Origin of the sequence: Paracoccus cavernae (assembly GCF_042430175.1) — a bacterium.
In the GTDB taxonomy this organism is placed as follows: domain Bacteria; phylum Pseudomonadota; class Alphaproteobacteria; order Rhodobacterales; family Rhodobacteraceae; genus Paracoccus; species Paracoccus cavernae.
The window spans coordinates 412,137-424,192 of sequence record NZ_JBHMDZ010000049.1; the positions used below are offsets into that span (position 1 = coordinate 412,137).

Sequence of the window (12,056 nt, forward strand, 5' to 3'; positions counted from 1 at the left end):
TATCCGACCTTCAGGCTATAAGCGCTCCGGACAAAAGAAAAGCATGTTAACGCTAGGCCTATAACCGTATATGGGCTGCCGTTACGGCAAGCTCCTCCAGCGCCCCTTGCGCGCTGTTTTGCGCGGGGCACCTTGCGGGGGCGGAGAGCAGCGGTCAGGCCGCCGGACAGGGCGGATCAGAGCGGCAATCCGGCCTGTGCATTGCGCTCGCGGTAAGGGGTTGCGCCATAGATCGCGCGATAGCTTTTGGCGAAATGCGCGGCGCTGGCAAAGCCGCAGGCAAGGCCGATCTCCATCACGCTCATATCGGTCTGGAGCAGCAGGTTGCGCGCGCGTTCCAGCCGGATTTCCATGTAATAGCGCTTGGGCGAGCGGCCCATGTAGCGTGCGAAAAGCCGTTCGAGCTGGCGCGGCGAGATCTGGGCATCCGCTGCCAGTCGCGCGGGGCTGATCGGATCTTCGAGATTGGCCTCCATCCGCGCCACGATTGCCGCGAGGCGGGGGTGGCGCACGCCGATGCGGGTCGGGATGGACAGGCGCTGCTGGTCGCTTTCGGACCGGATCGCGGTATGGATCATCTGGTCCGCCACGCCCGCAGCCAGATCATTGCCCTGATCGCGCGCGATCTGGCGCAACATCAGGTCGATCGCGGCAGTGCCGCCGGCCGCGGTCAGGAAATTGCCGTCCTCGACGAAAACCGAATGGATAAGCAGCACATCGGGAAATTCCTCGGCCAGGCCGTCTTGGTTTTCCCAATGGATCGTTGCGCGCCGCCCGTCGAGCAGTCCCGCCTCGGCCAGAACGCGCGCGCCGGTACATAATGCCCCGAGCCGCGCGCCGCGGCGGGCCTGACGGCGCAACCAGCCGAGAATCGCCTTGGTCGTGGCGCGTTTCACATCGACGCCTCCGCAGACGATGATCGTGTCTTCGCGCGCGCAGTCCTCGAGCCCGCCATCCAGCGCGATCCGCGCGCCGTTGGAGCAGACCGCCTCGAAACCCGCAGGCCCGATCAGGCGCCAGCTGTAAAGCTCGCGTCCCGCAAGGCGGTTGGCCAGCCGCAACGGCTCGATCGCGGCGGCGAAGGAGATCATGGTGAAGCGGTCCATGAGCAAAAACACATAGCGCCGCGCCGGGTCGAGCGCGGCAGCGGCTTGCGCGGACGGATCCGGCACCGCATTCGCGGGGTGTTTCAGGGCCGCTTCCGCGGCGGGGGCATCGAAAGCGGCCGTTGGCGGGGCGGCTTTTTTGCGGGAAAGGGGTTTGGCTCTATCGGTCATGGCTTTGGCGCAAAAGTGACAGGGTCAGATCATCAGGTGAGGGGGGCGGGCGCAAGCCTTCCCCTTTCGCTTCCAGCCCCCTATATGTGCTCCACTGAACATGAAGGACACCAGACCATGGCAGATACAACGCGTCACATCGCGACCGCAACACCGGCCTGGGACAAGCGTGGATGGCGTGAGCGCCCGCGTGTCCAGATGCCGGATTATCCCGATCTCTCGGCTGTCGAGGGCGTCGAGGCGCAGCTTGCGAAATATCCGCCCCTGGTTTTTGCGGGCGAGGCCCGTCGTCTTCGTGCCCATCTTGCCGATGTCGCGGCAGGCCGTGCCTTCCTGCTGCAAGGCGGCGATTGCGCCGAGAGCTTTGCCGAATTCTCGGCAGACAACATCCGCGACACCTTCAAGGTGATGCTGCAGATGGCTGTCGTTCTGACCTGGGGCGCACAGCTTCCGGTCGTGAAGGTCGGCCGGATGGCAGGCCAGTTCGCCAAGCCGCGCTCGGCTCCGATGGAGACGGTTGGCGGGGTGGAGCTCCCGAGCTACCGCGGCGACATCATCAACGGTTTCGACTTCAGCCCGGAAGCGCGTATCCCCGATCCGCAGCGCATGCTGGCGGCCTATACCCAGGCGGCTGCCTCGCTGAACCTGCTGCGCGCCTTCTCGACCGGCGGCTATGCCGATATCCATCGCGTGCAAAGTTGGATCTCGGACTTCACCGGCGGGCCGGAGGCCGCGCGCTACCGCGATATCGCCGACCGCATTTCGGATGCGATGGCGTTCATGGCGGCGGCGGGCGTCACCGGAGAAACCGCTCACGAGCTTGCGCAAGTTGAATTCTACACGAGCCATGAAGCCCTGCTTCTGGAATATGAAGAAGCGCTCGCCCGCATCGATTCGACGACCGGCCTTCCGGTCGCGGGCTCGGGCCACATGATCTGGATCGGCGACCGCACCCGTCAGGTTGACGGCGCGCATGTCGAATTCTGTCGCGGCGTCCAGAACCCGATCGGCCTGAAATGCGGTCCCTCGACCACGACCGAGGACCTCAAGCGCCTGATGGAGAAACTGAATCCGGCGAACGAGGCCGGCCGTCTGACCCTGATCGCGCGCTTCGGTGCCGGTTCGGTCGGCGACCACCTGCCGCGTCTGATCAAGACCGTGCAGGAAGAGGGTGCCAACGTCGTCTGGACCTGTGACCCGATGCACGGGAACACGATCAAGGCGGCTTCGGGCTACAAAACGCGGACCTTCGATTCGGTCCTGCGCGAAGTGCGCGAATTCTTCGGGGTCCACAAAGCCGAAGGCACCATTCCGGGCGGCGTCCATTTCGAGATGACCGGTCAGGATGTGACCGAATGCACCGGCGGCGTGCGCGCCGTGACCGACGAGGATCTGTCCTCGCGCTACCACACCGCATGTGACCCGCGCCTGAACGCCAGCCAGTCGCTGGAACTGGCCTTCCTCGTCGCCGAGGAACTGCGTGGCCGCCGTCTCGAAGAGGCGCGCCAAGCCAAAGCAGGCTGATGGCCCTCGGGCGGCTGCCGCTCCGTTTTGCGGATCGGCGCTGCCTGCGGAATGGAAATTGAAAGCCGCCGCGACCTTCCGGTTGCGGCGGCTTTTTCATGTCCTGCCCTGCGTCGGAGCCCGAATGGCGCAGCGCTTGGCCTTAGTCGTTATCGATCACGATGCGGAAACGGGCGCGACGCGCTTCGGGCGAGGCGTCGCCCTCGGCAGGCCTTGGTTCCGAGACGCCTTCCGGTGCAACGGGCGCAGGGCTGGCCGCGCGCCAGGGTGCGGCGGGAGCTTCGGTAAAACCGGCGGCCGAGGGCGAGGGCTCAAGCACCAAAGCGCCCGGAATGACTGGTGTGAGTTCTTCGGCCATGATGTCGAAACGGCGCGGGGCGCGGCCGATCTCGCCTTCCGAGATGATGCAACCCATGGCACGGGTTACATCGCCCAGATCGGATTTCAGCGGCAGGACCAGCATGCGTGCAACCAGTTCGGGGCGACCGTAGCCCGGTTCTGAGCGGAGGCGCAATTCCGCGATCTGGGGCGCTTTGAAGACGCTTTCGAGCACATCCGACAGACGCCCGCGCGATTCCGGATTGAGCAGCGAGCAAAAGGGCATGCCCCGCACCTCCATCCCCATCAGATCGATCAGATGGCGGCCCGCAAGCCGGAACCGCGCGGCCCCCGGTGCGACCCGTTCGAGGATGAAGGCGAAATCGAGCGCAGAGCGGATGCCCTTGGGTTCGACATCGGCACGGTCGGGGATGGCGCGGCCTTTGCGCAGACCCTCCCAATAGTGGCGCAGCTCCAGCAGGATCTGTCCGGCACGGTTTGGGTCGAAATCGGCCATATGCAGCACTTCACCGCCCGTGGGCGGTGCAGGAAAGGCTTTCGCCCGGATGATATCTGGAACGCCGTCGTCGCCGTTGTCGTTAAACATGTGGGAAACTCGAAAAAACTGACCTGAGAACCATACAACGTCAGCCTACCGCGTTTTGATCCACCGATCGATTGAATTATCAACCTCTGGTTAACCTTGCGGTTGTTTTGCCGGCGGAGCTGTTTTGCCTTTGCAGGGGCGGGGCGGCTGGCACTTGACCCCGAGGCTGGCGATGCGCATTGAAGCACAAGCCAGATTATCGGGGGTTTCATGGAACGCAGCGGGCTTTTGATCATTCTCTCCTCTCCTTCGGGGGCGGGGAAATCGACTTTGGCGCGACGCCTGATGGAATGGGACCCGTCGCTGCGCTTCTCGGTCTCGGCGACGACGCGCGCGCCGCGTCCGGGCGAGGTCCACGGCCAGCATTACGACTTTCTTGGCGTCGAGGATTTCCGCGCCTTGGTCGATCAGGGCCAGATGCTCGAACATGCCGAGGTCTTCGGCAATTATTACGGCTCGCCGCGCCAGCCGGTCGAGGCCGCGATGCGCGAGGGTCGCGATACGCTGTTCGACGTCGATTGGCAGGGCGGCCAGCAGATCCGCGCTTCGGCGCTCGGGGCGCATGTCGTCTCGGTCTTCATCCTGCCGCCGAGCCTGATCGAGCTGGAACGCCGCCTGATCGCGCGCGGACAAGACAGCGCCGAGGTCATTCAGGGCCGGATGCAAAAAAGCCTCAACGAAATCAGCCATTGGGCTGAATACGACTATGTTCTGGTCAACGAAGATCTTGACCGCGCGACCGAGGAACTCAAGACAATCCTGACCGCAGAACGACTGCGCCGCGACCGTCAGGTCGGGCTGGGGCCGTTCATTCGCAAGCTGATGGCCGAGGAGATTGGCAAATGATCTGGGAACTGGATGGGGTAAAGCCGCAGATTGCCGCGGATGCATGGGTCGCGCCCGATGCGCAAGTCATGGGGCGTGTCACCTTGGAGGAGGGCGCGAGCATCTGGTTCGGCGCGGTCCTGCGCGGCGACAACGAAGAGATCCGCGTCGGCAAAGGCTCGAACGTGCAGGAGCTTTGCGTCTTCCACACCGACCCCGGCCATCCGCTGGTCGTGGGCGAAAACTGCACCATCGGCCACCGCGCGATCCTGCACGGCTGCACCATTGGTGACGGCGCGCTGGTCGGCATGGGCGCGATCATCCTCAACGGCGCGAAAATCGGGGCGGGGGCGCTGATCGGCGCGGGCGCTCTGGTCGCCGAGGGCAAGGAAATTCCGCCGGGCGCTTTGGTCATGGGCGCGCCGGGCAAGATCATCCGCGAGCTGGACGAAGAGACCAAGGCCGGTCTTCTGCGCTCCGCCGCCCATTATCAGGCCAATGCGGCGCGCTTTCGTGCCGGTCTGAAGCCGGCCTGACCATGAGCCTTCCCGCTTACGATCAGGCGATCGAGGCCGTTCCGATGGCCATGCTGGTGGTCGATGCGCAGATGCGCCTGATCATGGCCAATGCCGCCGCGCGCGAGCTGTTCGGCGCGGGCATTCTCGGACGCCCCTTCGTGACCGTGGTGCGCCACCCCGGCGTCAATGATGCGGTCGAGAAGGTGCTGGGCGGCGCAGAGGCAGGGCCGGAAAAGCTGGCGGCGATGATCTCGGTGCAGGGGCGCGATCTTTCGGTCCAGACCATGGTCAGCCCGCTTGCGCTCGAGGACGGGCGTGGCGCGGCGCTGGCTTTCGAGGACCGCAGCAGCCTTGACGCCGCAGAACAGATGAGGCGCGATTTCGTGGCCAATGTCAGCCACGAGCTGCGCACGCCGCTGACCGCGCTCATGGGGTTTATCGAGACCTTGCGCGGCCCCGCCCGCAACGACGAGGCGGTCCGCGACCGCTTTCTGGGCATCATGGAGCGCGAGGCGGGACGGATGAACCGCCTTGTCGGCGATCTCCTGTCGCTCAGCCGCGTCGAGGCCGAAGAGCGCCGCCGTCCGGTGCAGGGGGTCGATCTGACCGCGATCCTGCGCAATGTCGTGGCCAGTCTCAGCCCGACGGCAGAGGCGGCAGGGGCAGAGGTCGAGGCGATCATGCCCGACACGCCCGTCACGGTCATGGGCGATCCCGATCAGCTGGTGCAGGTCTTCGACAATCTGGTCGAGAACGGGCTGAAATACGGTCGCGCCGGCGGCAAGGTCTCGGTCAGCTTTGCCGCGATCGCGCATGAGCCGGTGCTGCGCGGTCCCGCCGTCGCGATCACCGTGGCCGATCAGGGCGAAGGGATTTCCTCGGAGCATCTGCCGCGTCTGACGGAACGCTTCTACCGCGTCGATACCCACCGTTCGCGCGAACAGGGCGGCACGGGTTTGGGGCTGGCGATCGTCAAGCATATCGTGAACCGCCACCGCGGCCGGCTCAAGATCGAAAGCGAGAAAGGCGTGGGCAGCCGCTTTACCGTCATTCTGCCCGATCCCCGCGCAACCGGTCGGGGCGCGGAGCCGAAGGGCTGAGCCGCCTTTCCGCACAATAGGTGCACCCGCAAGCCGCGCAATGGCATTGCGGAGGGACAATGGAAAAGGCCGCCGGTTGATCCGGCGGCCTTTTCGTATGGATATCGCTCGCGCGGGCCTTATTCGGCCGCATGCTCGCTTGTGGGGGCCGCCGTTTCCGAGCCGGGCTTCATATGGAAGCCGCGCTGGAGCTGGTCGAAGGGCGCCACGGGATAGTCGCCCGAGAAACAGGCGTCGCAATATTGCGGCAGGGCCTTGTTGCGGCCCTCGGCCTCGCCCACCGCGCGGTAAAGCCCGTCAAGCGAGACGAAGCGCAGGCTGTCCACGCCGATCCATTCGCGCATTTCCTCGGGCGTCATATTGGCCGCCAGAAGCTTGCTGCGCTCGGGGGTGTCGACGCCGTAGAAACAGGGCCAGGCCGTCGGCGGCGATGCGATGCGGAAGTGGACTTCGCTCGCGCCGGCATCAAGGATCATGTCCTTGATCTTGCGCGAGGTGGTGCCCCGCACGACCGAATCGTCGACCAGAACCACGCGTTTGCCTTTGACCAGCGCGCGGTTGACGTTGAGCTTCAGGCGTACGCCCATGTTGCGGATCTGCTCGGTCGGCTCGATGAAGGTCCGGCCGACATATTGGTTGCGGATGATCCCCATGCCGAAGGGAATGCCGCTTTCATGGGCATAGCCGATGGCCGCGGGGGTGCCGCTATCGGGGACTGGGCAGACCAGATCGGCTTCGACCGGAGCCTCGCGGGCCAGCTCGACCCCGATCTGGCGGCGGGTCTCGTAGACCGAACGGCCGCCGATGATCGAATCGGGACGCGAGAAATAGACATGCTCGAAGATGCAGAAGCGGCCTTTGGACGGGCCGAAAGGCCGCGAGCTTTCGACGACGCCTTTCGAGATCACGACCATTTCTCCCGGCTCGATCTCGCGTACGAGCTGCGCGCCCACGATGTCGAGGGCACAGGTTTCCGAGGCCAGCACATAGGCACCGTCTTCAAGGCGGCCCATGACCAGCGGGCGCACGCCCAGAGGGTCGCGGACGCCGATCAGCTTGGTGCGGGTCATGGCGATGACGCTGAAAGCGCCTTCGATGCGGCGCAGGGCGTCTTTCATCCGCTCGGGGATGTTGCGCTGGATCGAGCGCGCCATCAGGTGGATGATGCACTCGCTGTCCGAGGAGGACTGGAAGATCGAGCCGCGCTCGATCAGTTCGCGGCGCAGCGCCTCGGCATTGGTGATATTGCCGTTGTGGGCAACCGCACAGCCGCCCATCGCGAATTCGCCGAAGAAGGGCTGGACGTCGCGGATCGCGGGAGCGGCTTTGGTTCCTGCGGTCGAATAGCGCACATGGCCGATGGCGAGCGGACCCGGCAGGGTCTCCATCGTCGACTGCTTGGTGAAATTGTCGCGGACATAGCCGAAGCGATGGGCGCTGTTGAACCCGCTCGCGGGGTCATGGGTGATGATTCCGCCGGCTTCCTGCCCGCGATGTTGAAGGGCATGCAGGCCGAGCGCCACGAAATTGGCGGCGTCTGCGACCCCGATTACGCCGAACACGCCGCATTCCTCGTGGAGGCGATCGGAATCGAACGGATGGGCAAGGAATGGCTGCATCATCACCGTCACGGTCCTGTAGCTATATGTTGGAGCTGACGCCTATTTAGGGGCTTGGCCGGCAAAAGTCACCCCTGCCGGATGGGGGTGGGCGCACGAAAATGTCATCCAAACGTCTTGACAAAGGTAACAGCATGAAAGCCGGCGGTAAAGCGGGCAGGCGGGCCGGTTCGCGCCTTGGGCAAATTGGACCTTGTCGACCTTGCCGCAGCTGCCGAGGCCTCGGACGGGCATTTGCGGGCCGCTGAACGCCTCTTTGATGTGGAAAACGCATGGCAGGCATGTCGTGAGCGGCAGGCTCGGGCGGCAGGCCGGAGAGGCAGGCACGGTGATGAAAAAACCGGCCGCATCGGGATGCGGCCGGTCGGATGGTCTGGCGCTCGCCCGTCCTGACGGAGGGCGGGCCGGGATCAGTTGGTCGCGGGCGTCGTGGTCACGCCGCCGGCAGCCGGAGCGGTCGCGGGCGCGGTTGCAGGCGCGGTTGCAGGCGTGGGCGTCGACTGGTTCACCGGCGCGCCGGTCGGAGCGCAAGCACGCACCATCTGCTCGTAGCGGCTGACGATCCAGCCGGGCGCGTCCTGCGGGATCTGCTCGCCCATCTGGCTGGTCATGCGCTTGAACACCTGCGCCGAACGCGAGTCGTCGACCATGGCCACCGGCTGCGTGGTCATCACGCGCTCGTAGACGATGAAGGCCACCGCCACGAGCAGGACGCCGCGCGCCACGCCGAAGAGAAAGCCCATGCCCTGATCGACCCCACCCAGCGCCGAACGCTGCACCACCGACGAAAACAGCGGGGTGATGATCGAGAAAACCACCAGTGCGATGGCGAAAACCACCGCGAAACCGGCGATGGTGGCCAATTCGCAACTGTCGGAGAGGAATTTGTTCAGCCCCGGCACCTGCGCAATCATCGGCCGCACGGTCGGCGCGAAGATGAAAGCAAGCACCGCAGCCGCGATCCAGCCGAGGATCGACAACGATTCGCGCACGAAGCCCCGCGCATAGGCAAGGATCGCCGAAAGGATGATGACAGCCGCGACAACGCCGTCGATGAGGGTAAATCCGTCCATGTTCTCGCCCTTTCGCAGGGTTTGCCTGCGTTGGTGGTGGTGTTCAGCCCGCGCCGAACATTTCGCCCACAAAACTCGTCAAATCCGAGATGCGGTCAATCCGCATCCCCGCGATGCCCTCGCCTTTTTGGGCATCGGGCAGGATTGCGCGTGAAAAACCAAGTTTTTGCGCCTCTTTCAACCTATTTTCCGCCTGCGAGACCGGACGAAGTGCTCCGGAGAGGCTGATTTCGCCGAAGATCACCGCTTCGGGGGGCAATGCGATATCCTCGCGCGCGCTCAGAACCGCGGCGGCAATCGCGAGATCGGCCGCCGGTTCATGGACCCGCATCCCGCCCGCAACGTTGAGAAAGACGTCGAGACCGGCGAAGGGAATGCCGCTGCGCGCCTCGAGCACCGCAAGGATCGTCGAGACGCGGCCCGAATCCAGCCCGACCACCGTGCGGCGCGGACTGGCGAGCGAGGAGGGGGCGACAAGGGCCTGGATCTCTGTCAGGACGGGGCGCGTGCCCTCGATCCCTGCGAAAACCGCGCTGCCGGGGACGGGTTGTCCGCGTTCGGACAGAAACAGCGCCGAGGGGTTTGTGACCTCGGCCAGTCCGCCGCCGGTCATCTCGAAGACGCCGATCTCGTCGGCGGGACCGAAGCGGTTCTTGACGGCGCGCAGGATGCGGAACTGGTGGCCGCGCTCGCCCTCGAAGTAAAGCACGGTATCGACCATATGCTCGACGACGCGCGGGCCGGCGATCTGGCCCTCTTTGGTGACATGGCCGACCAGAATGATCGCCGTGCCGCTGCGTTTGGCGAAAGTGACCAGCTCATGGGCCGAAGACCGCACTTGCGAGACCGAGCCGGGGGCGGAATCGACGGTATCGGACCAAAGCGTCTGGATCGAATCTATCACCGCCACGTCGGGCTTTTCGGCGTCGAGCGTCGTGAGGATGTTGCGCAAGGCGGTTTCCGCGCCAAGGCGCACGGGCGCTTCGGCAAGGCCGAGCCTTTGTGCGCGCAGGCGGACCTGCGCCGAGGCTTCTTCGCCCGACAGATAGATCGCGTGCTGGCCGCTTTTGGCCAGCGCCGCCGTGGCCTGAAGCAACAGGGTCGACTTCCCGATCCCCGGATCACCACCGACCAGCACGGCCGAGCCCGGAACGATGCCGCCGCCCAGCACGCGGTCGAACTCCTCGATCCCCGAGCAGGCGCGGGGCGGAGGCGGTTCGGATGTGCCGAGCCCGCTGAGCGGGATGGTCTTGCCGCGTGCCGCGCCCAGACCTTTGCCGGGGCCCTGACTGAGCGGGGCCTCTTCGATGATTGTGTTCCACTCGCCGCAGGCGTCGCAACGACCCGCCCATTTCTTGTGGGTCGCGCCGCAGGCGGTGCAGGTAAAAGAGGTGATGGATTTTGCCATGTCATGCTTGTGGCAAATCGCAAGGAGTGCTGCAAGCGCGCAGCTTTGGGCCGCACGGAATGGCGCGGGCGGTCGGACCGCGATCAGGCAGCGTCCCGACCGCGATCGAACTGTATCGTCAGACCGCGCCGAGGCCCGCCCGCATCAGAAGGCGGCGCACGGGGCCGCTGGCGTAAAGCGTGCCGATCGCCGCCGCGCGCAGATCGCGCAAAGGCCGCGCGCCCGCCATGCTGGTACGGTTGAGCGCGTCGATCCCCATCAGCCGCGCCCAGGCCTCGGGACGGCGGCGGCGCGCATAGGCGGCAAGGCTGGCCTCCGAGCCGGGGTCCCCGCGCGACAGATCGACCAGCGTGGTCAGATCGGCGAGGCTCATGTTCAGCCCCTGCGCGCCGATCGGCGGCACGACATGGGCGGCTTCGGCGATCAGGGCGGTGCGCGGGCCGGCATAGGCATCGGCGATCTGGCTGATGATCGGCCAGATGGTGAGGCGGGTGGCTTGGGTCAGTTCGCCCAACACACCGGCGGAGCGGCGGTTCATCTCGGCATGGAACGCATCGGCAGGCAAAGCGGCAAGCCGCGCGATTTCCGCCCCGCGTTCCAGCCAGACCACCGCCGAGGAGTGCTTTCCCTCGCGGTCGGGCAGGGGCACCAGCGTGAAGGGGCCGCCCGAACGGTGGACCTCGGTCGAGATATTGTCGTGCGCGCGGTCATGGGTCACCGCGAAGGCCAGTGCCTTTTGCCCGTAGCGGAAGGTTTTGACGCCGATCCCCAAAGCCTCGCGAACCGGCGAATTGCGCCCGTCTGCGCCGACAACCAGCTTGGCCGCGACGCGGCTGCCGTTGGTCAGGGTCACGATCGCCTCGGATGAGCGCGCGGTCAGCGCCGCCGTGCCGGTCCCGGGCAGAAAGCGGACATTCTGCAAGGTTTCGAGCCGCGCCGAAATCTCGCGCTTCAACAGCCAGTTCTGCAGGTTCCACCCGAAGGGCTTGTCGGAAATCTCGGAGGCGTCGAATTCGCGCACCATGCGCGCGGCGGCCTCGGCCCCGCCGGCATCGACGATGCGCATGATCTGGAGAGGTGTGGCATGGGGAGCGAGGCGCTCCCACAGGCCCGCCTCTTCGAGAACGCGGATCGAGGGTTGCAGGAAACAGGTCGAGCGAAGATCCGCGCCTGCCGCCCCTTCGGAGGTCACCGGCGGGGCGGGATCGACGCAAAGCACCGAATGGCCCGAAGCGCCAAAGGCCGCCGCCGCAATCAGGCCGGCAATGCCGCCGCCGGAGATCAGGACATCGACGCTTTCGTCGCATTTTGCGGACAGGTTGGCGGACATCGCAACTCCTCGAGCTCGGCGGACAGGCAAAAGGGCGGGGCGGATGCCGTGCCGCCTGCCGCGCCCAGAATACGAAGCTTCCGGGGGCGGGGCAATCGGGGGCGGCAGCGCCGCTGCATACGTCACCCGCGCGTTGCCGCCGCGACTTGCGCGCTCCGCGGCTTTGGCGGGTCGACCGGAGATGCGGAAAGGGGCGGGACCGGCCCGCCCCTTTTCCGCGGATTAAATGTCAGAAGCCGGCGGCATAGGCCAAAAGCAGCAGCAGCACGATCGCCGTCGCGCCCAGCCCGATCATGGTCAGCGCCGGCAGGCCCCAGATCACGACCGCGACAACGACCACGGCCAAAAGCACGGCCACGCCCAGGAGCAGGCGGGCGGCGATCCGGTTCTCGGCCAGTTCTTCGCTTGCGGCATCGGTGATTTGCGAAGCGGGGGTGTCGAAAGATCGGCTCATTGT

Annotated in this window: 11 protein-coding genes; 4 read left to right on the top strand and 7 right to left on the bottom strand. The window is 65.7% G+C overall.

Annotated features, from left to right (window positions below):
- Positions 1-176 precede the first annotated feature (176 nt).
- Positions 177-1,106, bottom strand: a complete 930-nt coding sequence (locus ACFFUC_RS19795) for a GlxA family transcriptional regulator (RefSeq protein ID WP_377688694.1) — start codon at positions 1,104-1,106, stop codon at positions 177-179.
- Between the two features lie 288 nt (positions 1,107-1,394).
- Here ACFFUC_RS19795 and ACFFUC_RS19800 point away from each other — a divergent pair, with 288 nt between their 5' ends.
- A complete protein-coding gene (locus ACFFUC_RS19800; protein ID WP_377688647.1) occupies positions 1,395-2,801 on the top strand; it encodes a class II 3-deoxy-7-phosphoheptulonate synthase in 1,407 nt (468 codons plus the stop codon).
- Between the two features lie 142 nt (positions 2,802-2,943).
- Here ACFFUC_RS19800 and ACFFUC_RS19805 read toward each other — a convergent pair whose 3' ends face one another.
- On the bottom strand, positions 2,944-3,726 hold the full coding sequence (locus ACFFUC_RS19805; protein ID WP_377688648.1) for a PAS domain-containing protein: 783 nt from the start codon (positions 3,724-3,726) through the stop codon (positions 2,944-2,946).
- A gap of 210 nt (positions 3,727-3,936) precedes the next feature.
- On the opposite strand from ACFFUC_RS19805, the gene gmk reads away from it, so the two are divergent.
- From gmk to ACFFUC_RS19820, 3 genes are read left to right on the top strand one after another with little or no spacing between them, the layout of a single operon-like run.
- Positions 3,937-4,572, top strand: a complete 636-nt coding sequence (gene gmk, locus ACFFUC_RS19810) for a guanylate kinase (RefSeq protein ID WP_377688649.1) — start codon at positions 3,937-3,939, stop codon at positions 4,570-4,572.
- The gene (locus ACFFUC_RS19815; RefSeq protein WP_377688650.1) at positions 4,569-5,087 is read left to right on the top strand and encodes a gamma carbonic anhydrase family protein; all 519 of its coding nucleotides are present in this window, start codon (positions 4,569-4,571) and stop codon (positions 5,085-5,087) included. The genes gmk and ACFFUC_RS19815 overlap by 4 nt, the downstream gene beginning before the upstream one ends.
- A gap of 2 nt (positions 5,088-5,089) precedes the next feature.
- Entirely contained in the window at positions 5,090-6,169 is a 1,080-nt protein-coding gene (locus ACFFUC_RS19820) for a sensor histidine kinase (protein ID WP_377688651.1), read from the top strand.
- Between the two features lie 119 nt (positions 6,170-6,288).
- Here the strand turns inward: ACFFUC_RS19820 and purF are convergent, their stop codons facing one another.
- The 5 genes from purF to ACFFUC_RS19845 all read right to left on the bottom strand — a co-directional run bounded on the left by purF (position 6,289) and on the right by ACFFUC_RS19845 (position 12,053).
- Positions 6,289-7,788, bottom strand: coding sequence for an amidophosphoribosyltransferase (purF, locus tag ACFFUC_RS19825; protein WP_377688695.1), 1,500 nt, complete (start codon positions 7,786-7,788; stop codon positions 6,289-6,291).
- A 410-nt stretch (positions 7,789-8,198) separates the two neighbouring features.
- Positions 8,199-8,861: a CvpA family protein gene (locus ACFFUC_RS19830; RefSeq protein WP_377688652.1), complete on the bottom strand. Its 663-nt coding sequence runs from the start codon at positions 8,859-8,861 to the stop codon at positions 8,199-8,201.
- A gap of 43 nt (positions 8,862-8,904) precedes the next feature.
- The gene (gene radA / locus ACFFUC_RS19835; RefSeq protein WP_377688653.1) at positions 8,905-10,269 is read right to left on the bottom strand and encodes a DNA repair protein RadA; all 1,365 of its coding nucleotides are present in this window, start codon (positions 10,267-10,269) and stop codon (positions 8,905-8,907) included.
- 118 nt (positions 10,270-10,387) lie between these two features.
- The gene (locus tag ACFFUC_RS19840; protein ID WP_377688654.1) at positions 10,388-11,599 is read right to left on the bottom strand and encodes a UbiH/UbiF family hydroxylase; all 1,212 of its coding nucleotides are present in this window, start codon (positions 11,597-11,599) and stop codon (positions 10,388-10,390) included.
- A 229-nt stretch (positions 11,600-11,828) separates the two neighbouring features.
- Complete coding sequence (locus tag ACFFUC_RS19845; RefSeq protein WP_377688655.1) at positions 11,829-12,053, bottom strand: hypothetical protein; 225 nt, start codon at positions 12,051-12,053, stop codon at positions 11,829-11,831.
- Positions 12,054-12,056 lie beyond the last annotated feature (3 nt).

Excerpts from the sequence above, each read along its gene's own strand:
- ACFFUC_RS19795 (WP_377688694.1), bottom strand. The coding sequence starts at position 1,106 with ATGGACCGCTTCACCATGATCTCCTTCGCCGCCGCGATCGAGCCGTTG.
- ACFFUC_RS19800 (WP_377688647.1), top strand. The coding sequence starts at position 1,395 with ATGGCAGATACAACGCGTCACATCGCGACCGCAACACCGGCCTGGGAC.
- ACFFUC_RS19805 (WP_377688648.1), bottom strand. The coding sequence starts at position 3,726 with ATGTTTAACGACAACGGCGACGACGGCGTTCCAGATATCATCCGGGCG.
- gmk (WP_377688649.1), top strand. The coding sequence starts at position 3,937 with ATGGAACGCAGCGGGCTTTTGATCATTCTCTCCTCTCCTTCGGGGGCG.
- ACFFUC_RS19815 (WP_377688650.1), top strand. The coding sequence starts at position 4,569 with ATGATCTGGGAACTGGATGGGGTAAAGCCGCAGATTGCCGCGGATGCA.
- ACFFUC_RS19820 (WP_377688651.1), top strand. The coding sequence starts at position 5,090 with ATGAGCCTTCCCGCTTACGATCAGGCGATCGAGGCCGTTCCGATGGCC.
- purF (WP_377688695.1), bottom strand. The coding sequence starts at position 7,788 with ATGCAGCCATTCCTTGCCCATCCGTTCGATTCCGATCGCCTCCACGAG.
- ACFFUC_RS19830 (WP_377688652.1), bottom strand. The coding sequence starts at position 8,861 with ATGGACGGATTTACCCTCATCGACGGCGTTGTCGCGGCTGTCATCATC.
- radA (WP_377688653.1), bottom strand. The coding sequence starts at position 10,269 with ATGGCAAAATCCATCACCTCTTTTACCTGCACCGCCTGCGGCGCGACC.
- ACFFUC_RS19840 (WP_377688654.1), bottom strand. The coding sequence starts at position 11,599 with ATGTCCGCCAACCTGTCCGCAAAATGCGACGAAAGCGTCGATGTCCTG.
- ACFFUC_RS19845 (WP_377688655.1), bottom strand. The coding sequence starts at position 12,053 with ATGAGCCGATCTTTCGACACCCCCGCTTCGCAAATCACCGATGCCGCA.